Source organism: Phormidesmis sp. 146-20, assembly GCF_052939475.1.
On record NZ_JBJPHT010000079.1, the window covers coordinates 1 to 19,957 of the forward strand.

At 47.2% G+C, this 19,957-nt stretch carries 23 protein-coding genes and 1 pseudogene; 7 read left to right on the top strand and 17 right to left on the bottom strand.

Annotated elements, in window-relative coordinates; genetic code table 11:
- The first annotated feature begins 63 nt into the window (after positions 1-63).
- Both ACKFKH_RS31710 and ACKFKH_RS31715 read left to right on the top strand, forming a co-directional pair.
- Entirely contained in the window at positions 64-456 is a 393-nt protein-coding gene (locus ACKFKH_RS31710) for a DUF6644 family protein (protein WP_446862377.1), read from the top strand.
- A gap of 447 nt (positions 457-903) precedes the next feature.
- Positions 904-1,542, top strand: a complete 639-nt coding sequence (locus ACKFKH_RS31715) for a helix-turn-helix domain-containing protein (RefSeq protein ID WP_446862378.1) — start codon at positions 904-906, stop codon at positions 1,540-1,542.
- A 59-nt stretch (positions 1,543-1,601) separates the two neighbouring features.
- On the opposite strand, the gene ACKFKH_RS31720 is transcribed toward ACKFKH_RS31715, so the two are convergent.
- Positions 1,602-2,219 (bottom strand): TetR/AcrR family transcriptional regulator, encoded by a 618-nt coding sequence (locus ACKFKH_RS31720; protein WP_446862379.1) that lies wholly within the window; start codon positions 2,217-2,219, stop codon positions 1,602-1,604.
- A 369-nt stretch (positions 2,220-2,588) separates the two neighbouring features.
- Here ACKFKH_RS31720 and ACKFKH_RS31725 point away from each other — a divergent pair, with 369 nt between their 5' ends.
- Both ACKFKH_RS31725 and ACKFKH_RS31730 read left to right on the top strand, forming a co-directional pair.
- On the top strand, positions 2,589-3,092 hold the full coding sequence (locus tag ACKFKH_RS31725; protein ID WP_446862380.1) for a hypothetical protein: 504 nt from the start codon (positions 2,589-2,591) through the stop codon (positions 3,090-3,092).
- Entirely contained in the window at positions 3,037-5,079 is a 2,043-nt protein-coding gene (locus tag ACKFKH_RS31730; RefSeq protein ID WP_446862381.1) for a hypothetical protein, read from the top strand. Before ACKFKH_RS31725 ends, ACKFKH_RS31730 begins: the two co-directional genes overlap by 56 nt.
- Here the strand turns inward: ACKFKH_RS31730 and ACKFKH_RS31735 are convergent, their stop codons facing one another.
- The 14 genes from ACKFKH_RS31735 to ACKFKH_RS31800 form a co-directional block, all read right to left on the bottom strand.
- Positions 5,080-5,691, bottom strand: coding sequence for a phage tail protein (locus tag ACKFKH_RS31735; protein ID WP_446862382.1), 612 nt, complete (start codon positions 5,689-5,691; stop codon positions 5,080-5,082). It abuts the gene before it with no gap.
- 44 nt (positions 5,692-5,735) lie between these two features.
- Positions 5,736-6,071 (bottom strand): hypothetical protein, encoded by a 336-nt coding sequence (locus ACKFKH_RS31740; RefSeq protein ID WP_446862383.1) that lies wholly within the window; start codon positions 6,069-6,071, stop codon positions 5,736-5,738.
- 6 nt (positions 6,072-6,077) lie between these two features.
- Positions 6,078-8,132, bottom strand: a complete 2,055-nt coding sequence (locus ACKFKH_RS31745) for a putative baseplate assembly protein (protein ID WP_446862384.1) — start codon at positions 8,130-8,132, stop codon at positions 6,078-6,080.
- Complete coding sequence (locus ACKFKH_RS31750; protein ID WP_446862385.1) at positions 8,092-8,370, bottom strand: hypothetical protein; 279 nt, start codon at positions 8,368-8,370, stop codon at positions 8,092-8,094. The genes ACKFKH_RS31745 and ACKFKH_RS31750 overlap by 41 nt, the downstream gene beginning before the upstream one ends.
- A gap of 11 nt (positions 8,371-8,381) precedes the next feature.
- Positions 8,382-8,795, bottom strand: coding sequence for a GPW/gp25 family protein (locus tag ACKFKH_RS31755; RefSeq protein WP_446862386.1), 414 nt, complete (start codon positions 8,793-8,795; stop codon positions 8,382-8,384).
- Positions 8,796-9,121: 326 nt separating this feature from the next.
- On the bottom strand, positions 9,122-9,385 hold the full coding sequence (locus ACKFKH_RS31760) for a Txe/YoeB family addiction module toxin (RefSeq protein ID WP_446862387.1): 264 nt from the start codon (positions 9,383-9,385) through the stop codon (positions 9,122-9,124).
- Positions 9,378-9,632, bottom strand: coding sequence for a type II toxin-antitoxin system Phd/YefM family antitoxin (locus ACKFKH_RS31765; protein ID WP_446862388.1), 255 nt, complete (start codon positions 9,630-9,632; stop codon positions 9,378-9,380). Before ACKFKH_RS31765 ends, ACKFKH_RS31760 begins: the two co-directional genes overlap by 8 nt.
- Before the next feature lie 195 nt (positions 9,633-9,827).
- A complete protein-coding gene (locus tag ACKFKH_RS31770) occupies positions 9,828-10,052 on the bottom strand; it encodes a DUF4926 domain-containing protein (protein ID WP_446862389.1) in 225 nt (74 codons plus the stop codon).
- The gene (locus tag ACKFKH_RS31775; protein WP_446862390.1) at positions 10,049-10,441 is read right to left on the bottom strand and encodes a DUF6883 domain-containing protein; all 393 of its coding nucleotides are present in this window, start codon (positions 10,439-10,441) and stop codon (positions 10,049-10,051) included. Before ACKFKH_RS31775 ends, ACKFKH_RS31770 begins: the two co-directional genes overlap by 4 nt.
- 398 nt (positions 10,442-10,839) lie before the next feature.
- A complete protein-coding gene (locus tag ACKFKH_RS31780; RefSeq protein ID WP_446862391.1) occupies positions 10,840-11,370 on the bottom strand; it encodes a hypothetical protein in 531 nt (176 codons plus the stop codon).
- A 212-nt stretch (positions 11,371-11,582) separates the two neighbouring features.
- Positions 11,583-12,338: an eCIS core domain-containing protein gene (locus ACKFKH_RS31785; protein ID WP_446862392.1), complete on the bottom strand. Its 756-nt coding sequence runs from the start codon at positions 12,336-12,338 to the stop codon at positions 11,583-11,585.
- Positions 12,339-12,368: 30 nt separating this feature from the next.
- Positions 12,369-12,887 (bottom strand): SH3 domain-containing protein, encoded by a 519-nt coding sequence (locus tag ACKFKH_RS31790; RefSeq protein ID WP_446862393.1) that lies wholly within the window; start codon positions 12,885-12,887, stop codon positions 12,369-12,371.
- Between the two features lie 158 nt (positions 12,888-13,045).
- A complete protein-coding gene (locus ACKFKH_RS31795) occupies positions 13,046-13,636 on the bottom strand; it encodes a PAAR domain-containing protein (protein WP_446862394.1) in 591 nt (196 codons plus the stop codon).
- A gap of 15 nt (positions 13,637-13,651) precedes the next feature.
- Entirely contained in the window at positions 13,652-15,001 is a 1,350-nt protein-coding gene (locus ACKFKH_RS31800) for a VgrG-related protein (protein ID WP_446862395.1), read from the bottom strand.
- On the opposite strand from ACKFKH_RS31800, the gene ACKFKH_RS31805 reads away from it, so the two are divergent.
- Entirely contained in the window at positions 14,994-16,115 is a 1,122-nt protein-coding gene (locus ACKFKH_RS31805) for a DUF4255 domain-containing protein (protein WP_446862396.1), read from the top strand. The two genes, ACKFKH_RS31800 and ACKFKH_RS31805, sit on opposite strands and share 8 nt — an antisense overlap.
- 2 nt (positions 16,116-16,117) lie before the next feature.
- Positions 16,118-18,037, top strand: coding sequence for an ATP-binding protein (locus tag ACKFKH_RS31810; RefSeq protein ID WP_446862397.1), 1,920 nt, complete (start codon positions 16,118-16,120; stop codon positions 18,035-18,037).
- A gap of 290 nt (positions 18,038-18,327) precedes the next feature.
- Here the strand turns inward: ACKFKH_RS31810 and ACKFKH_RS31815 are convergent, their stop codons facing one another.
- Complete coding sequence (locus ACKFKH_RS31815; RefSeq protein ID WP_446862398.1) at positions 18,328-18,834, bottom strand: response regulator; 507 nt, start codon at positions 18,832-18,834, stop codon at positions 18,328-18,330.
- Between the two features lie 18 nt (positions 18,835-18,852).
- Here ACKFKH_RS31815 and ACKFKH_RS31820 point away from each other — a divergent pair, with 18 nt between their 5' ends.
- Positions 18,853-19,263, top strand: coding sequence for an ATP-binding protein (locus tag ACKFKH_RS31820; RefSeq protein ID WP_446862399.1), 411 nt, complete (start codon positions 18,853-18,855; stop codon positions 19,261-19,263).
- On the opposite strand, the pseudogene ACKFKH_RS31825 reads toward ACKFKH_RS31820, so the two are convergent.
- Positions 19,252-19,915 (bottom strand): annotated as a pseudogene (locus ACKFKH_RS31825) (IS1 family transposase). The gene ACKFKH_RS31820 and the pseudogene ACKFKH_RS31825 sit on opposite strands and share 12 nt — an antisense overlap.
- Positions 19,916-19,957: the final 42 nt, after the last annotated feature.

A 19,957-nucleotide genomic window follows, 5' to 3' on the forward strand; every position in this document is an offset into this window, starting at 1 on the left:
ACCGATTTCCCCTCTAACTTTTCACCTTTGACACAAAACTATTGACATACCCTAATTGAAGCGTTGCATATCTTTAGCATTACTCTTCTAGTTGGCTCTGTTGCAATGTTTGATTTACGATTGCTGGGTGCTTCCCGTCATGTATTGGTCACAGATCTAGCACAACATCTTTTGCCCTGGGCTTACGCGAGCTTTGGAGTTATCCTTCTTTCAGGTTTTTTACTCTTTGCAGTAGATGCCCCTGCGATCGCGCTCAATTTTGCCTTTCGACTGAAATTAATCTTGATTTTAAGTGCAGGGATGAACGCGATCGTCTTTCACTGGAGATTTTATCCATCAATCCAACAGTGGAACCAAGGCGTGAAGCCTCCACAGACTGTGCGAGCGATCGCAATTCTTTCACTCATCCTGTGGATTGCGATTATTACCTGTGGATGTCTAATTGCTTACGTCTAAGCTGTTGCCAACTCCATCCCTCGTATGCGTGAAGTTGCTGTAACAAGATTTGACAGTTCTCAAAAAAGCTCTACCTGTAGCTTGACATTTCTGATCAAAGGGTGTTTACTTGCATGTAAGTCAGTACAAAAGGGTTATGTCAGCCCATGCCCTAGCATCGGTACTTAATGCAAGCCATTGCGATGGCTCACAGCATTGCTTAACTGCTGCTTGGCGGCGATGTTCACAGTGGAGTGAGTTTGCCAAAGCTCGGCAGTTTTTTGACTGACCTTTTATGCAAGAGCCTCGAAGCATCACTCTCTGAAATGAGAACGGCTGGCTATTTGAAAGCAATCTGCTCAACAACCGCTGACGGGCTATCTTTTGATACTTCTTCAACTCAGCAAGATCGTCACGGAATCTGAGGTTATCGCGAACACTGAGCAGAAAATCGAGGACAGGTGGCTTATGGGTATCGAGAGTAAGGCAAATTACCAAGGACAGTATGCTGAATTTTCTGTCGAAGCAGAACTACAGGTTTTCCTAAATTGTCTTTTTGAAGCACTCGGTTCAACCAGTTTTTCCCTCAAAGTCCTGAAGCTCTTAGCCCAACATGACCAAACCTGGACTGAGGAACAACAAAGCTACTATGTTGATTTGCTGAAAAGAAATCACCAACGCTTTCCTCATAATTCAGCAGAGCATTTTCGGTTCAATTGCAGTTCTGATTCGCCTACTTCCATAACTGAATCGAGCTGTGAAACGATTCTCCTTCCAATCATTCCTGAGCTTCAAGAAGTTTTCGATTTCATCGATACAAACTATCATCGAGCCATATCTCTAGCTGATGTCGCCCAAATCACTAACTATTCGCCTGCTTACTTGACTAAAACTGTTGGTGCCAAAACGGGATGTACTGTCAATGCCTGGATAGTAAAAAGACGGTTGTTTGAAGCGCAGAAGTTATTGAAGCAAACTAAACAAACAATTGAAGAAATTTCTCAAAAAGTTGGTTACTCCAACGTCAACCATTTTTTCCGGCAGTTTCGGCAATCGTATGGCATCACCCCTTCTCAATGGAGAAATAGAGCAGAGAACCTTAGTTAAATAAAGCGTAACTGATAGGAAGTTTTAAGCGGACTGGTGATGCTGCTGAGTGCTGAGATTCAGTTACTTGTTTCGGTCAAATTCACTGCCGTCTTGGGTTGCTCTAACAATCGGTCAAGCCATAACTTCATGTATCTGCGCGAAAACGACTGTGCTTCCCTTTCTTTTTGCAAAGTCATTGCAAGTTGAGCGATCCCAAAATGAACTAGCATTGCTTCGCGTGCTAAATCTTCCGCACTAGACTGCTCACTAATTAGACCTGACGCTTGTGCATCTCTAATCACCTGCTCAAATAATTTAACAAGCTGCTCAAAATGCTGAGTGGCTCGGTCTTTTAAGCTTTGAGGAATCCAACTCTGTCCGATGACAATATTCAAACACATGCAAAACCCTTGATACTCATCTTCAGTCAGATTCATCCACAAGTTGTCATCTAATGACTGAAAAATTGCGCGGCAGTCTCCCGCGTGGCACTGGTTTAACTGCTCAAACTTGTTTTCAACATTAGTCATATATCGATTAACAGCTTCAAGAGCGAGGTTTTCTTTACTCTTGAAATGATAATGAATGTTTGCCCTACTGATATTAAGCTGCTCAGATATAGTGCTAAAGCTCAAAGCTTCATAACCACCAGTCCGAAGCGTTTGTGCTGCCAGCTCTAAGATTTTATTTTTCATCTCTAATGATCCTAAACTATTTTTGTCGCTTCTAAGAAAGCTGATTTAATAGTCATTTTTAAAAGACATCACTGTGTTCAAGAGCACAACTAGAATCCAAATATATCACTCTTCGTTTGATCAATCAATTTGGACTGACTAAACTCTATTAAGAATTAGTCATAAAAGTAAAAATATGTCACCTTTAGAACTAAATAATGCATTGGAAATGAATTAACTCTAACCTATTGTTAGAAGGAACAGATCACAAGTGCAAGACTTTTGCATTGAAAAATAGTTTTGCAGAATAAAGCACTTTATCTGTTAACAAGAATCAAATCCGAGCAAGTAAGAATTGTGAATTCTCTTTGTCTTAGGAGGTAACTAGCCATGTCTTATTTTGTGCTAAGTAAAGGTAAATTTCGTCGCGTAATTCTTCAAAATCTACTGGATTTTATTCAGGATCCATACGTCTCGAAGACCCTAGAAACTGTGAAGCACGACAAAGATTGTGTCAAACATGAGCCTTATGCTTTACCAAAACACTACACAACTGAAGAGTACCAGTTTGAAGTGAGACGTGCCCTCAAGAAAGCTGTCTATCTCTTCCCATATCTTAGTCAGTTAGAGCATCATGTTGATGTATGTCTACAAGCAATTGCTAATTCTGATGCAGCAACGACTTATCTAAAAGCTTGCTTCACAATCTTTGCCGTTCAATCTGATTGGCTAAATTTGCTGGAAGATCGGGACAGTTCCGATTTTGATGTGGAGGCGGATGAAAATTATCTCAAGATCAGGATAAAGGACTCGGAAATTGCATGGAATGATCAGCAGTATGCAGCTACCAATCCTGGCTGGAAGTTACTTTCCGACATTGCAACTCACGTCTAGAAACCACGAAGACCTGATTCTTCTAGATGTAGTGTATTTACAAGTGTTGCCTGACGATCGCTTACAGCCTGATCTCACGCCAGCCTTGCGCCAAATTCCTCAAGAGCCTGGCCAGTTTGAGCTTCAGTTAACTAACTCAGGCAACATTAAACGCAAAATCACTGTTCGGGCTGCCGATTTTAATCAGCTTTTTGTCTACAATCCAGACCCTTGCGTGGTCGAACTTGATCCCGGCAAGGTTACTAAGATTGATCTCAACATCAAACCTCGTCATCGCTGGAAGCGTCCGCTTAGAGGCAAGGGTATTGAAGTTCCCTTTGCGATCGAACTAGAAAATACTCGCGATCCCTTCCTTACAGCCGTATCAATCTCAGCATTACCAGACACACAAGGTACGATCGTCTGGAAAGCCCGACCCTGGTGGTTTCTGGGGCTACTGATCCTACTTCCCTTGTTAGGACTGGTTGGGATTGCATTGCTCTTTTGGTTAACCCGTCCCCCACTCCCTGGAATTCTGTCATTTGGTGTCACTCCCCTGAAGAATCCTGAGAAACCCAGTGAGAACATTGCCTATCAAGAGGGGAAAACCGAGCCAATTCGCTTAAGTTGGGAAGTAGATAATTGGCAACAAGTCGATCGCATTGTGATTGTTCGTTTAGAAAAAGGAGTAGAAACCTACCGAAAGAACTTTAGTGTTCAAGATTGGCGAAAGTATTGGCACCAAAATGGTGAATTTCCAGCCTACTTAAATCTCAGGAACGACGACGGGACGAATAAAGAGAAGAACTTTTGCGAAGTTGATGAATCAAAATCTACCAGACCCTTAAATTTCCTGGGCCTGCACTATCCAACAATTGCCGATCGAACGCAATCATCCAGCAGATTGAACTGCAAAGGCATCATTACAGAAACTAAAAAAGCAGGTGACTACACTTTTCAAATGCAGGTTTTTCGGCTTCCCAAAGATCCTAAAATTCCTGAAAAAGATCCGATCGCCACCCAAACCACCGAGACGGTTACCGTCAAACCCGACGACGAACCTCAAATCCTCAGCTTTGAACCAACACGATCGATCTACCAGGAATTGAGTGTTCCCACAGTACCCACACCCACACCTTCACCCTCACCTTTACCTTCACCTACAACACCCATAACTTCACCTACAACCCCACTCCTTCCCTCCCTCCCTCCCACTCCCACCCCTTCACCCACCTCACGCACTCAACCTGCTAATGCTCCTGGTCTAATTCGGCTCAACTGGAAAATTTCTAATTGGAGCCGCATCGAAGAAGTCAGACTCGTCGCCCTTTCACCCGACGGATCAATCCAGGGAGAGCCAAAAACCTATTCCAATGCGGAACTAACCAATCTTTGTCCACTCAGCACTGAGTCGGAGTTAGTTTGTCAAAACCTGCCAACCACTATTAGAAAACCAGGAGATTATGTGTTTAAGCTGACGGCGATCGTCAAACAAGAACGAGGCAAAACAGAACTCATTCGCAATACTGAACCTATTAAAATCCAGCCAAGACCCTTAGAAATTAGGAAGTTCACGGTTAATGGTGAAACAGCAGCCGAAAAGTCGAAACATACCTATCTTTTGAGCGGGACGGATGATGCGTTTGACATTAGCATTGCCTGGGAAGTATCGGGCGGCGAAGATATCAAAGTAGAATTAATGCCTTCACCCGGAGTTGTGGGCCTCGTCGGAAGCATTCCTTTTTCGATCGCTGCACCCGGTTCTGAAACAATCACACTCAAGGTGAGCAACAAATTTGGGGAACAAAAAACGCAATCCGTCACTGTGCAGACGATCGCGCCTCAAGACACACCTGTCCCAATCCTACTTCCTCCGCCTCCTCCGCCTTCAGGCAATGCGAATTCCAACAATTCAGGCAAGTCAGCCCCACCATCAATGCCCGATGGACAGCCTGATGAGCAGACGGGTGAACTAGCGCCGATCGAAGTTCCACCACGACCCAATTAGCTACTGATGCTCAATACTCAAATCGTAGGTGCAGAAGGGTGGTTTTTCGCGCTCAATTACCATTCTCACCAGTGATTCATCAATGATTTGGTCTGGATGCTCAGGACGCAGACGAACCATAAAATGAAACGGACGACCGCCGCCCATCATTGCATTCTGCCCAAGCTGACAACTGCCAAACGTAAAACCACCTGTGAAGGCTTCCTCGATCGCAACATACTCATCTTTGCAGGGCAAGTTTGTATAGAGACTCAAATAGCGCTGTAGACCGCGACGAGTCCCATGCCATCGGTAGAGTTCGATCGCGTCCCGAATTAACCGTCGTTGCTGTTCGATATCCCAGTCAGGCTCTAACTTCCAGGCGACCCAATGAGCCAAAAACGGCAGCATCGATTCGGGAGCCGTCAGCGGATCGAGATAAGCCCACAAAGTATCGATCGTTTGCACATAGGGATCAAACGTCTGCTCAATGATGGCTAGAAACCGCTCAAAGAAATCAGTCTCCGCATAGAACGCAGGCAAAAAATCGAGATAAGAAACACGAGGACGAACATACAGAGTAAAGACTCGATAGCTAATCGATCGCGCGCCTGCTTCTCTCACCTCAGACACTTCAATTTCGCATTGATAAGTTAGCTGTAGTTGTGTTCCTTGTTCTAAAGCAGTCTGATGTTCAAAAAATCGAGAGGTGCCGTAAACACTAGCGAAACATCTTCTTTGGCCTGAGGCGCAAGTTCTCTTAAGGGTTGTTCCTCAGAATGCCACTCACTCGGCACTTCTCCCCCCAGATTCAGCCGCCACTGCAACACGCGATCGCCCGGATTCTCGACCCGCACAACGATCTCGCCTGGTTCACCGGGATGAAGGAGTAAACTATTGGTCGCAATCTGTGTCGTCTCCTGTCCCAAAATAGCCACAGCTTCCACCTTTTCGAGCGGAGCCATCGAAGTCATTTGTACTTGCAATATCGTCTTTGAAATCGCTTGAGTCATTCAGGCTTATGGCTCCACAAAGTTGATTTCATGACCAGGATCAGATTTACCGTGAGGCGCAAAGGTGACCCCTTGCAGGTAACTCGAAGAGATCGTGTCCCCTGCCCAGGAACAAAGATAGCCCAGCGGACTCGGAGCAATCATCGAATCTGTAGCTGCCAACAGGTTCCAGCCGTCTTCCTGCTTACGAACTTCAAATAGCTCGATCGCGCCCAAATGTCGAATTCCTGGAATCTTTTGACACAGAGAAATGATATCAGAAGTATACACCGGACGACCCAGACTCCAACCTTGACCCTCAACACCGCCGACAATCGGATTGAGAAACTGATACAACGCGACCAGGATATGTCTGCGAATAGATTCTCGATCGCTTCTCGACTCCAGCAACACACTCAGACAAACGCTAACACCCACATATTCTGGCTCTTGTAGCTCAACTTTGATACCCAAAGGACGACGATCACGCAAATACAAATCCATTTCCTGCCGCAATTCTGTGCTGAGACTGAAAACGCGATCGGGATTCATGCCCTGTGTCCAATCAATGCGATCGGTTTCGACCTGCGGCACAATCAGCAATCGCACGACTCCCGGCGTACTATATTGGGATTCTCGCAGACAGTGAGAACGGGCGACTTTCTGTCCTGGAAGTGCTTTCGAGACAGTTTCAAAATCTTCAGGCGTGACGGCACATTCACGAGTCCGTAGCTGTTGAGGCACCCGCATCACCGCTTCTTCCAATGATTCGGCATCGGCTCCGCCTTGCGCTGGCTCATAGTTCGTCACGCGAGTAATGTAGGGCAGCGACGATCGCAAAATGGTCAACTTCTCAGCCTGCACATTGCCCTGCCGCCCCCCGCCAAACTGATAAGATTTCATGTAAACTTCTGCACCCGGTGGCGGAACTCGACCATACTGCCGCTCGGTAAATGCAGTAGTTCCCCCGATCGGATCACTCAACGGAGACAGTACCCGTTCTCGACTGTTGCGGTCTTGAAACTGAGCCGCTGCCCGTTGCACAGACGCTTGAATCTGAGCGCGATCGTAGGTTTGTTGTCTCAGTCGCATCGGGCCGCGAATCAACGGCCCAAACTGCACTGTCCCGGTTCGAGCATCGATCGTATAGTGAGGATCATCGGAACTCGATCGACTAAAATCAGGAACTTCCTGCCACGCTTCAACCATTCCGTCAGAGAGTTTGACTTCGATGTATTCCTCTGCTGCTTGTCGGTCTAAAACAGGCTGCATTTGTAGGGGAAAGGCTTGTCCAGGTTTGCCTGTGCTAGTTCCCAACAGTTCTTCTCGAACGCGAATGCACTGACTCGCGGGGATAGTTCCGCCGATCGCTTGAATTCGCAATCCAACAATCCGAGGTGAAACGCTGTAGGTGCGCTGATACTCCCGCTTTGTCTCATACACACAGCGAATCCAGTGTCCCTGACAATCACCAAACTCGGCTTCTGGAAAGTCTTGAGGCAGATGCAAAATTACGCTGGCTTCTCGCAACCAACCTTGAGCCGTCGCGTCACTACCAAAATTAAAGCCCTTGGTGCGATCGTCTACTTCCTGTCTCAACACCGATTGCCACTGATGTCCATTCCAGGCTTGCCAGACTCGCGGTGGCTCATTGGGATCGATCCCCGTTCCGGTCGCTGACTCGCCGCGAACAATCAACTCGATCACATTGCCTTGAATCGACTGCGCCTCCTCTGTTGGCGACGTATCCAAAGCCAAATAGAAGCTATTACCCGGCAGTGACTCTGTAAACAGCGAAGTTTCGCCCATGTTCTGCCAATCGCGACTGCGTTCATTAATCGAATTGTGAAAGCGATTCTCAAAGTCTGCTTGATCCGTGTCACGAGTCAGAAAATGTTTGATGCGAGGATTGCCCACGATCAGATCTTGATTCGTACTAAACACGATCGCTTCATCGGTTGCCGTTCGCTCCGTCGCTACTTCGGTATCACGAGGAATGACCACTGTAGAGTCTTGAGCGCTGCTCAGATAAAACGTCAGGTCAGTCTGGGCAGAAGTTGGCGACTTGAGGTGAATTCCCAACAGTTAGTTCTAGAAAGGCGACATAGTTGCGACGGGGCACCTGATTAAACCGCAGTTGCATTTGATCCGTCAACCAGGCAAATAGCTCAATCAGCGTAATACCGGGGTCGCTAGGATTGTGGTTTGTCCATTCTGGGCAATAGCGGGGAATGCGAAGAATACACTCTTCTACCAGATCGCGATAGGCTCGATCGTCAAGATTAGAGTTGGGCAACTTGGGCAAAAAATCAAATTCCATATCAAAAATCGCTACTGGGCAGATAGCAAATAGAACGGGAAGACCATACTGCGGGAGTCGGGACTGTCTTTGGGTTCGTAAATAATCTCAATGTCAACCTTGCCTCTCACCGGATCGGGATCAGCACGAACTTCAATCAAGTTAATCCGAGGTTCCCACGTTTCGATCGCTTCTTCAACATACAGCCGAATCAACAATAATGTTTGAATGTTCAACGGTTCAAACACCAATTCAGACAAGCGAGAGCCAAAGTTAGGACGATAGACTCGCTCCCCCAGGCTAGTTCGCAGAATAATCACGATCGATTCTTCAATATTAGGTTCATCTGCACTCAACTGAATGCCACCTTGGACACTAGATCGTAACGGAAGTGCAAATCCAGAACCGATGAGATTAGAAAAGCGATCGTCGAATTCTTCTTGCATAATGCATTCCTGATCGGGTTACAGCCTTGTTGAGATCAATCAGTTCATTCTGTCGCTTACTAATTTTCGTCTAAACCGAGCATTAAAGCAACGATCGTGGTTCTGAACTTATCGTCGATCTCACTCTTTCTCAAAACCGCGCTGCTTCGCAGATACGGCAAGGGTTGCACTCAGCGATCGGCGATCGGGCAGTTCTGGGACATCAGGGGAACGATCTCTTTGAGATATCTGCAAAGCAGATCGCACTGCTCCTGATGATAGCGGGAACAAGATTTTACCTAATAGCGCGATCATTTCTCTCGATAAGGGTAGCGATCGTACTATGGCTAATAATGATAACGACAAGAGATAATGGTTAAGTAATCATCATCTACAGCATAGACAAGACGATGGGTATCATCAATACGACGTGACCAAAATCCAGCTAAGTTTTCTTTCAAAGGTTCAGGCTTGCCGATTCCCTCGAAAGGAAGGACTTTCGCTTCTTGAATCAGTTTATTAATTCTTTTTAGAGTCTTTTTATCTTGACCTTGCCAATAGATGTAGTCTTTCCAAGCCTCATTAGTCCAAGCTAATTTTCGATTAGTCATCTAATAAGTTTTGTTCGATGACTTGACCTTGCTTATACTGGGCAATGGAGCGTTCTAAGTGAGCGACATTTGCTGGAGACTTCAATAAATAAACAGTTTCAAGCAAGCTATTAAAATACTCAAGCGACATCACTACGGCATCGTCGGCATCTCGCCGAGTAATGACAGTGTAGTCTGCGTCATTCACGACTTGATCTAATATGACTTTTAGCTTGTTTCTGGCTTCGCTAAAGGTAACTATTCTCATTTCTGAACCTGTCTGCTTACTTGTACAAGTATAGCGCGATGAAACGTGTCAGTAAAGAAGGTAATCTCCCCTTTGCCCACCGGGATCGCACTTCGTTAAACCAACCTGCGCGGCGATCGCACGACAAGAGGAGCGCGCTGCTTCGCAGATACCGCAAGGGTCACCCTCAACGATCGACGATCGGGAACTGGGACATCAGGGGGACGATCGCTCATGCTGGTAGGAGTGACTCGCTACGGGTTTGACCTCATTTTGTGAGACCGCAAACCAAGCGATCGTGGTTCCGTTGCTTTGGGAGAACTCAACTTCGTAGGCTTCTGCGTAGACCTCAAGAATGGTGCCGATCGCGCCTATGGTCACTCCGCGATCTTGGTAACGGTCGGTGAGAAGTTCTACGAGCGAATAGGGTTCTAGAGTCATGATAGATTACCTCCATTAGCAAACCCAGAGAACGGAGTCGCTAATTTCAATGTACCTTGATTATCCAAAATCCAGCCTGTGCAAAGTTTTTTACTTCTAACTTCTACGATAATCGTGAACCGTTGTCCATGACGATCTTGTTCACCGATAGTGTAGTCTTGGGCTGCAAATTTGAACTGAGCTTGAGTGATGTAAGTTTCCAGGAGTGTTTGAGCATCGTCGAGGTTGTTGGGGCGATAGCCTAGAAGGTCAAGAAATATTTTATCTTTGCCAGATTTATGGTTGGGGATGAGAACGTATTCCGAAAACTTCCTGAAATCGCCTGTAATTAGGGTGATTTGCCATTGTGGATTGTTTTCTGGTTCAAGGTTTTCACCCGTGTTGCTCATAGTCGTGCGATCGCAGGGCAGATGGAGGTATTTTATGCTGATTTGCTCAAGGATCTAGAAAGCTGATCTACTCAAAGATTACGATCGCATCTCTCAACAAGGAACCGCGATCGCATCTCTCAACAAGGAACAGCGATCGCTCTTTCCAAAACCCCAAAAGCGATCGCTGTAGTCCACTATTATTCCTGCAATCTGCGAACAGATATCTCAAAGCGATCGCCCGATGTTCCCTAGAAGTTCGCTGCTTTGCAGATACCGCAAGGCTGCACTCAACGATCGGCGATCGGGAAGTTCTGGGACATCAGGGGGACAATCGCTCATGCTGGTAGAAGTGGCAACGAACAAGAGCTTTTGATTGTAGTAGGCGATCGCACTAAGCTACGGACGAGCGATCGCACTTACTTTTCAGGTGGAGGAGCAGCTTCCTGAGTTGGACGAGTGTAAGTAACATTACTCACAGCCAAAAGACCGGATGTGCTACTCCACGAATGATACTCAGCAATCCGGTCATACTGTTGGACACTTACCTTTACTTTTGTCAGCAGCTTTGAATTCACACGAACTGTCTTCGAGTTTTGACTACCGGAAGTTTCTGAACCTGTTGTGATGCCGGAATCATGTCCAGTGGTAGATGTGACTGAAGATCCTAAGTTTGCTCCAAGTTTCCCACTATTTTCTTTTGAAGCTTCACCTGAACCTCCAAAAGTTGTAGTTTGTTGCTGGCTTTCAGAATTTTGATTTCTGGAACCACTTATTGCTTTGCTACCAACTGTAGCTACAGATCCAGGAGTTGTGGCACCCTGAGGATCTTCATACATAGTAATGTTGACTGTAACTTTATAGTTCGGGTACATTAATCCTGGGTCATAAACCTTAGAGTAATAACCTGTGGAGTTTGATTGGAAATAGCTTCCTGTCATTTGGGACATTATTTGTCCTTCTAAATCTTGACAATGATTCCAAAGAGGCTCATCAGAAATTAAACCAATCGTATTGCCAGCAGCTTGCCTGCAATATGCTACGACAGGATCAGGATTTATTTCTGGCTGTGAATAGCTATTATTTGCAGGAGTGTATATTTTAGGAGTAAGTTGTACAAGAGGTTTGGCGGCTGAGCGAGATAAAGCATTAGTTTGATCACTTACAGCTTCATAAGTTGCCTTTCCGGTATTTCGTTGTTTTTTTCAATCGGCTGCTCATTACCCGTTTGCTGCACGACGTGTGTCAGTTCATGTGCCAACAATTTTTTTCCCTCGGTAGATACAGTATCGTATTTACTCTCGCCGAAAAACACATCATTTCCGTATGTGAATGCTTGTGCTTCAAGCGCCTCATTCATATCGACTGAATTACTGTCTGTATGAATTCGTACTCGAGAGAAATCTGTGTTGAAGCGCGATTCCATGTATGATTTCAAATCGTCCGGCATTGTGCTTCCCCCACCCTTACTGCTATTCAATTGATTCTCGACCGAGTTGCCTGTCTGTAAAGCATCATCCGTGGAGCGCCGCAAAGCAGGCTTGGTTTGGAGTTCTTTGTCTTCCAGTATTGCCTCGCGATGGATCGGCTGCTGCACCGCAGAATCCGGCATACTCATCACCTGGTCAGCCATCCGATCGGCTTCCTGCTCATAGGGGTCATTCGGCGCACCCACTGTTAGCTTGGGTTGAATGGTAGATGGGGTGCGATCGCCGCTAGAATTTGCCGCGAGACTGTTCAAATTGGGGGCGTGACTACGAGCAAAATCCAATCGGGCTTGAAAGTCAGGTGTGTCTGTAGAAGACTCCTCAGTTGCAGCGCTGCGTTTGGGAAACGGACGATCGAACATATTGGTGGTTAGCGGGATCGGTACAGACTGCGTAGATGCTTTCTTTTGAAGTTGTCCACTTGTTTTCATAGCTTTATCCTTCTAGGGTTAGATCGTTGTTCAATTGCAAGCCGCTTTTAGCACTTGTACCAAATCACCTCGCACCCATCCCTCAGCCTGAGACGAAAAGCGAACTCGATGCCACAGATAGCCATTCTCACCCGTGATCGATTCCATCACCACCACGCGATCGCCTCTCAGTCCATAGTGCAATATTTTAGAACTCGTAGAGGCAGCAGAGCGAACATTCACCTCGTCGCCTTGCAAAACAGCAATTTGATCGGTGCCAGTCCGCAAATAGTCAGCCGACACCCAACCCTCAACCCCCGCAGCAGCCTGCACACGATACCACCGCACAGTCTCTCCACCGATCCCCTCGTCGAGCGTGTTCACCCGATCGCCCACTTTTGCCGTACCAATCACACGAGCTGACAGCGAAGCAGCCTCTCGGATATTCACTGCACTCCCTGGATCTTGACCACACAACGTTGCAGGACGGGCACTTGCTGCGAGTTGTATTCCAGTAACTAAAACGGTAGCGATCGTACTAGAGAACAAAAACCGGAAAGCTGTGAACATAAAAAATGGCTCCTATAAGTAAGTTGTAGAGCGATCGAGACCATACTTTTCATTCCAGAGGACTTGCATTTCGGTGAAGTTCAAATCATGACTTCTATTGAGATGGCTCGAAGGTGCCCATTGGTTTTAACTTCTGTTGTTAGTATTTCAGGTGCGATTTAATCTCCAATCCATACAGTCGGCTCTCCCGACATAATGACATTGGGCGGCCCACTAGCCTCGGTGAGCTTATCCCCAACTCGACTGGCTGGAAGACCATTAATCAGTACCGTTGAACTGCCAGTTTCAACTGCGCCGACACCATGAGTACATCCATGCAAATCTGTTCCCAGAGATGCCGCTTTAGTAAGTAAATTAGCCATCTTTACCTTTTCCTCTAACTTCGTTTTCTCCTCATTGGCTACAGCGGCTGTCTGTTCGGGTGTTCCTGTTGCCACAGTTCGGGCAGCCTTTGCTTCTGCTAGGGTGCGGTTTGAGCGCGTCTTTGCCTCCTTAATGGCTGCTGCTTCCTTAGCAGGCAAGGCACGCCATGCGGGTCGTCCTCCAATCCACACAGTCGGACTACCTGTTCCAGGAGGCGTTAGAACAGGTGGAAATGCAGGGGATGGGTGGAGCGCCACAAAAATCGCATCACCAATTCTCGCCGCGATCGGGGGCTGCTTAATTTGTTTAGCGGCGGCGGCGGCGGCTTCCTCTTGCAGATGGTCTTCTGCTTGTGCTTGTTTTAGTGCAACATCATAGGGTGACATGGATTTCTCCTCAAATTAATTGAGCTTGATCAACTTACCTTGGACTGTGATGATTCCCCCTGCTTTGATGTCGATGTTTCCAGGGGCTTCGATTTTGAGCGTTCCGATCGAGCTAATCGTAATGCTGCGATCGCTGTCATTCAAATGAATCTTATGTCCTCCGTTTGTTTCAATATAAATGCCTTCCCCGTCTTCTTCAATAAATTGAATTGTATGTCCCGTCCGAGTTTTGATGGTTCGTAGGCGCACTTTGCCATCTTTGACGCTTTCTTTAACAGGCGTTGGTGTGTTGTCTTTGCCAGTCCACACGCCGCCAACCACATAAGGACGGTGAATATCGCCATGTTCAAACGCCACCAACACCTCATCATTAATTTCAGGGAGACAATCGAACCCGCGCTGATGTCCTGCTCCGATACTCACGACTCGCGCCCAATTGCTCGTATGGTCTTCGGTCAGCGTAGGAAACTTGACTTTGACACGCCCCCAGCCCTTGGGATCATTGTTGTCTGTGACAATGCCAACTAGATGTGTTTGTCCAGGCTGAAGGGTTGGTTTGGGGGCAAGGGTTGTTAGCAAATCGCCGCCCCGCAGTCCTCGCACACTAAATTCAGTCGTGTAGACTCGCTCATAATACAAATGCCGCGTTTCGGTGACATAGTATTTGCCGCTGTGTTGTCCCATGCCTTCTAGCTTCACCACTCGACCGGGGCGAATTTTGGGATTGCCTTCGGCTTTGGCATCGGCGCAGACAAACTGACCGCTCAACTCATTGCAAACAGCTTGCGCGATCGCGTCTGCTTCTTTGGGATTAAACACAGGGCGATCGACAATAATCCGTTTAGGTTTAGTTGGCCTACCGTTGAACTTGGTGCTGGTGTGGCTGCCTTTGCCGTTGTCTGTTTGGGTGATCACTTCATCGGTGCGTTTTGTAGACACGATCGCTCGTTTTTCGCCATAGTCCCAGGCTCTCACTTCGACTTCTTTGACCTGTTCGGCACTGCTCACCCGGACTCGAAAACTACTAAGATTTTTGAGCCATTTGAGCGCTAGTTCGTTTCCTGGCTTGGGTTTACGAAAGTGTAGCTTGCCATCTTGATTAAAAAGTTCAAACCCAATACGACTGGCTCGATCGCGCAAGAAAGCCATGTTGGTCTGATTTTCTTGAAACAGGTAATCATGCGGTTCGCCACTGTTGTCTAACGGCGTTTTGATTTGAATGCCAGCTTCCTCTGCAATCTTTTTCACCACATCGCTATCCGTGACATTTTGAAACGATCGATTGTGCTGTCCCCGATATAAACGGTGCATCGTATGGCGCAATGCAGATTTACGCAATCGTCGCCCCAAAGGAGACTTGATCAAACAAGCTCAGGCAGGCTTAGACTTGTACTATCTGCTGACGTTTTATGGCAACGAGGTTGAACTAGAGCCACAGCGATTGTTAGGAAGTGCAGTTCGGACTTTGGTAGATCAGCCCGTTTTGACCGCAGACATGATTCGCGACACCACAAATCACTCCAATTTTACTTTTCTACAAGAATCGACTCTCATAGACCAGGTAGAACGAGTGACGATCGTGCCCAATTTTCTCTCGACTGATGAGCTATCCAAAATTTGGTCGGTGTTTTTTCAAACGCCCTACATCTTGTCGTTTGCCTGTCAGGGAGGAGCCGTTTTGATTGAAGGCGATCGTCCCAGTGGTCGCGGCTTGCCGATTCGCAGTCGGCAGTTTTATGCAACGCCCAATCAGCCAATGGTTGAGCGAGTCTTTTCGGGGCAAGGTCAAGAAATTACGTCAGACAGTCACATCCAAATTCAGGGCAAGCGGCTAAATCCAGAAGTTACGATCGAGCAACTGCAAACCGAACACATTAGAGTGCAGCAGCGGCCTGATTTACCCCAAACTTCTCTACCGCGCCGGGGACAACCCAGGGTGCAAATTGGAGAAGCAATGGTAACTGTTCAAGCTGTGACGGAGAGCGAGATTCAAGTACGTTTAGCAGACTTAACAAGCGACGAAAGGCAGTCGCTACGGGCAGGAGTGCAAAGTTTACAGGTTGTGTATCCGCTGGTGCGTCAACTATCTGACCTTGAATTAAACGGGACGATCCTCCAAAGCACTACTAGAACAAATATCATCCCGATCGTGGTCTGTCCAACTATCATAGACACTCGCATCGAGATTCGTGATCGCGATCGCGATCAGGTTGCTATTGCAGAGATTTCTATTACCCTTGATTTACTATTTGACGAAAATCAGCGCGTCTTTCTACTACTCAATCAACTCACTCTTGATAAAACAGCCTCTTATATTTTTGCTGCCTCAAAACCACTACAAACAACGCGAACGGCTATATTCATCATTCGGGATGTGAAGGTGGGAGAGTATCTCGTAAGAGTGCAAGTGGGTGGGGCTGAGAGCTTACCTGTGGTCGAAGCGGAGCAGTTTGTCAGTCCTAAAGTAGATATTCAATGAGTATGAATAAAGCACAGTGGCGTGAGGAAAATTGGCGAGATTTATTGGCAGCGATCGCGCAAGTCAAACAAGCGATCGTAGACTATTTGGAGTCTACCCATTCAGAAATCAGTCCTTCTACAGGTCTCGATTATCTCATTCCTCCCGCACTCCAGCAACTCTCGGCTTGCTTCAATCTCTCTGCGTTTGAACAGTCAATTCTTCTCGTCTGTATGGGCATGGAGTTAAGTCCAGAATTTAGTTTTCTATGTGGTCAAGCGCAGGGAGATCCAAAGCTGAACTATCCCACATTTATGCTGATGTTAGGTGTTTTTCCACATCACCACTGGAGCGCTCTAACCTCAGAAGGAGCCTTGCGGCACTGGCGATTGGTCGAACTTGGAGAAGGACAAACCCTGACTCACAGCCAACTACGAATTGATGAGCGAATTTTACACTATCTCATTGGCGAACCCTCTCTAGACCAGCACTTCAAAGGAATCATTGATCTCGTCACTGTCACATCTGATTTAGTACCCTCGCAACAGCAGCTAGCCCAAAAGATGGCATTGCTGTGGCAACAAAACGATCGCACGATCGTCCAGCTTTACGGCATTGAGACTGCGGCAAAAAGCGCGATCGCTGCAACGGCCGCCCAACTCACTCAACGCAAGCTCTATCGTCTCTGGGCCCAGGCTATTCCCACAAGTCTCAGTGATGTGACGACCCTCGCTTTACTATGGAATCGAGAAGCAATTTTAAGTAATAGCATCTTGATGATCGACGGTCACTCTCATCATGAAATTGCTCAGGCAAAAGCGATCGCACTAGACCTTTTTATGATGCATCTGCAAACGCCTCTAGTGATCATAGGGCGCAATCGTAGTTCCTCTCACAGCCTGGAAGGTCAGCAACGTCCTTATATTAGTCTCGAAGTCTATGCGCCTACTTCAGACGAACAGCGCCTTCTCTGGCAATCTAATCTTGCTCAATCAACCGTTGATCCCAGACAGATTGAACGATTAGTAACTCAATTTAATTTAAACCAGCCGTCAATTGATGCAGTTTGCGCCGAGGCGACTCAGGCTGCTCAACTTTGGGATTTGTGCCGACTGCGATCGCGGCCTCAAATGGATGACTTAGCTCAACGCATTGAAGCCGGTGCAGACTGGGAGGACTTAGTATTACCAGAGACCCAAAAGCAGATGTTAAGAGCGATCGCGGCTCAGATCAAACAACGCACTCAGGTCTATCAACAGTGGGGATTTGGCACAAAAAACAAGCGCGGGTTAGGCATCAGTGCGCTATTTGCGGGGGCAAGCGGAACAGGCAAAACAATGGCGGCCGAAGTGCTGGCTCAGACGTTAAAACTTGACTTATATCGAATTGATCTCAGTGCCGTTGTTAGCAAATACATTGGGGAAACCGAGAAGAATCTGGGTCGAGTGTTTGATGCCGCAGAATCTGGATCGGTGATTTTGCTATTTGATGAAGCAGATGCTTTGTTTGGCAAGCGGAGTGAAGTAAAAGATAGCCACGATCGCTACGCCAACATGGAAGTGAGCTATCTCCTACAACGGATGGAGACTTATCAAGGACTGGCAATCTTGACAACGAACTTAAAAGAAACTTTAGATACTGCATTTTTGCGACGCATTCGATTTGTGATCAAGTTTCCCTTTCCTGATGCTGTGCAGCGCGAAGAAATTTGGCGGCGTGTTTTTCCAGAAACCTTGCCTGTTGAAGCCTTAGATATGGCAAAACTGGCAAGGTTAAACGTGGCAGGTGGAAACATTCGTAACATTGCGCTGAATGCAGCCTTTATCGCAGCAGACACCGAAGAAGCCGTAGGAATGAAACATCTCCTAGAAGCCGCTAAGAGCGAGTACGCCAAGCTAGAGCGAACGTTGACCGATGCAGAAGTGCGCGGCTGGATTACATAACCAAAGCGCTTCGCTGAAACCCTACCCATCAGCAGCCGACGCAAGCGATGAACGCGATGCAACCTTTGTTGACCCAACTGATCGATTTGCCCAGAATGGACGTAAAAGACTACCACGATTAGTGCAGAGCGCAACTCCAAAGGAACTGTCGTGGAGATCTGATTCCGGATGTCGAAGCTCATGGTGCCAGCGCGATCGTGCTTAGAAATTAAAGCTTAAGCATTTCGGTCTTTAGGCAAAATGGCGCGATCGCCAATCGCTCCTATCTATTAGGTAACTTCAGTTCTGGCTCAAATTCTGATAGGGCGAACTTTGGTGGGGTTGGAGACTTGACGAGCGATCGCGGCGACTAAACTAGCTGGGTCAGCGGGTTTGGGAATATGCTGTTGAAATCCGGCGGCAAAGACTTTTTGCTGAGTCGTTTCTGCGGCGTAAGCGGTGAGCGCGATCGCAGGGAGATGCTCAAATTCAGGCATCGCTCTAACTTGTTGAATGAGTCCATAGCCATCGACATCAGGCATCCCTAAATCACTCAGGAGCAGATTGGGCTGGATGTCTGTGAGTAAGGCGAGTGCGTCGATCGCGGAAGCGGCAAGCGTGACTTCTGCACCATAGCTTTGCAGCAAAAACGCAAGCAATGTGCGGGTGTCGGTCTCATCATCGACGACTAACACATGAATCCCTTCCAGAGTCAGGGTTTCAATGTCCACCTCCTTAGTAGTGGGCATGAACACGGCTTCAGAGCGGGATTCCTTAAAGATCCGCTGACTCATCTGATTCGGAATTGTGTCGATCATGGGATTGAACTGCCGGAGGTGCGAAGCGCTCAAGGTAAGCTTCCTCAAGGACAGTTGAGCATTCGAGCGTTTCATGAACAGGGCAAAGTCAACCTGGAAATTAGGGATGACGGGAAGGGAATTGATCCCGATCGGTTGAAGCAGCGATCGCAGCAATTGGGGATATTAACGTCTACTCAAGCCGATGCACTGAGCGATCGAGAAGCCTTTGACTTGATGTTTCTGCCTGGATTTTCGACCGCAGAGCGCGTGACCAATCTATCAGGTCGCGGCGTAGGAATGGATGTCGTGCGCTCAAACTTGGAACGAGTCAACGGCACGATCGAGGTTCGCAGTCAGATCAACATTGGCACTACCTTTCGGATTAAAATCCCGTTGACGTTGGCGATTGTCTCGGTGCTTCTAATTTCGGTAGTGCTACACAAGTAATGATGCATTGTAGTGATGGATGAAATACCAAATGGCACCAATGTGATTCTCTAAGGATTTGGAGAAGGACAAGGTTTTTCGGACTAACCGAGACACTCGTTGCCTCAAGGTGTTGTTGAATCGCTCAATGTAGCTCGTTTTTCCCGTCTCTTTGCCCACTGCTCAATGGCGCTTGCTCGGTAGAACGGCTGCATATGCTGCCCAAAAGTCGGTGTAGGCGATCGCACATTGGCGATAGACCGGAGGCAACGAGTCCCACAATTTACGAGCCGCCGCTTCATCGCGTGCGCCAATATAAACACCCACAATCTCACGCGTGTCAGCATCGAGCGCCAACCAGACCCACTGCTTGTTCCCTTTGTTGTCCACAAATGACCACAACTCATCGCATTGAATCGTCAGCCTCCCCTTTTTTTGGCTGTCACCTGCACTTGCCGGGGCACCTTTGCAATTTCTCATTGACGTAGGTTTGGAGCCATTGTTCAGAAACTTGGGTTGCACGGGCAATCCCAGCCAGTGAAATCCGTTCTAACAACAATCGGTCAATCAACTCTCGCATGGTTTGGTCAATCACCTTTTTAGTGGGTTGTTCAATGAACTGCCGTCCACAGTCATGACACTTGAACCGTTGTTTACCATTAGTCGTTTCCAGAAATTAAATTGAGTTAAAAAAAGAGGGTAAAACGAAGTTTTC

What these genes read in the sequence shown, in the direction of transcription:
- ACKFKH_RS31750 (WP_446862385.1), bottom strand. Translation starts at nt 8,370, where the DNA reads ATGGAATTTGATTTTTTGCCCAAGTTGCCCAACTCTAATCTTGACGAT.
- ACKFKH_RS31815 (WP_446862398.1), bottom strand. Translation starts at nt 18,834, where the DNA reads ATGATCGACACAATTCCGAATCAGATGAGTCAGCGGATCTTTAAGGAA.
- ACKFKH_RS31785 (WP_446862392.1), bottom strand. Translation starts at nt 12,338, where the DNA reads ATGAAAACAAGTGGACAACTTCAAAAGAAAGCATCTACGCAGTCTGTA.
- ACKFKH_RS31730 (WP_446862381.1), top strand. Translation starts at nt 3,037, where the DNA reads ATGCAGCTACCAATCCTGGCTGGAAGTTACTTTCCGACATTGCAACTC.
- ACKFKH_RS31780 (WP_446862391.1), bottom strand. Translation starts at nt 11,370, where the DNA reads ATGTCCCAAATGACAGGAAGCTATTTCCAATCAAACTCCACAGGTTAT.
- ACKFKH_RS31755 (WP_446862386.1), bottom strand. Translation starts at nt 8,795, where the DNA reads ATGCAAGAAGAATTCGACGATCGCTTTTCTAATCTCATCGGTTCTGGA.
- ACKFKH_RS31765 (WP_446862388.1), bottom strand. Translation starts at nt 9,632, where the DNA reads ATGAGAATAGTTACCTTTAGCGAAGCCAGAAACAAGCTAAAAGTCATA.
- ACKFKH_RS31795 (WP_446862394.1), bottom strand. Translation starts at nt 13,636, where the DNA reads ATGTCACCCTATGATGTTGCACTAAAACAAGCACAAGCAGAAGACCAT.
- ACKFKH_RS31720 (WP_446862379.1), bottom strand. Translation starts at nt 2,219, where the DNA reads ATGAAAAATAAAATCTTAGAGCTGGCAGCACAAACGCTTCGGACTGGT.
- ACKFKH_RS31790 (WP_446862393.1), bottom strand. Translation starts at nt 12,887, where the DNA reads ATGTTCACAGCTTTCCGGTTTTTGTTCTCTAGTACGATCGCTACCGTT.
- ACKFKH_RS31770 (WP_446862389.1), bottom strand. Translation starts at nt 10,052, where the DNA reads ATGACTCTAGAACCCTATTCGCTCGTAGAACTTCTCACCGACCGTTAC.
- ACKFKH_RS31810 (WP_446862397.1), top strand. Translation starts at nt 16,118, where the DNA reads ATGAATAAAGCACAGTGGCGTGAGGAAAATTGGCGAGATTTATTGGCA.
- ACKFKH_RS31760 (WP_446862387.1), bottom strand. Translation starts at nt 9,385, where the DNA reads ATGACTAATCGAAAATTAGCTTGGACTAATGAGGCTTGGAAAGACTAC.
- ACKFKH_RS31740 (WP_446862383.1), bottom strand. Translation starts at nt 6,071, where the DNA reads ATGACTCAAGCGATTTCAAAGACGATATTGCAAGTACAAATGACTTCG.
- ACKFKH_RS31725 (WP_446862380.1), top strand. Translation starts at nt 2,589, where the DNA reads ATGTCTTATTTTGTGCTAAGTAAAGGTAAATTTCGTCGCGTAATTCTT.
- ACKFKH_RS31775 (WP_446862390.1), bottom strand. Translation starts at nt 10,441, where the DNA reads ATGAGCAACACGGGTGAAAACCTTGAACCAGAAAACAATCCACAATGG.
- ACKFKH_RS31715 (WP_446862378.1), top strand. Translation starts at nt 904, where the DNA reads ATGGGTATCGAGAGTAAGGCAAATTACCAAGGACAGTATGCTGAATTT.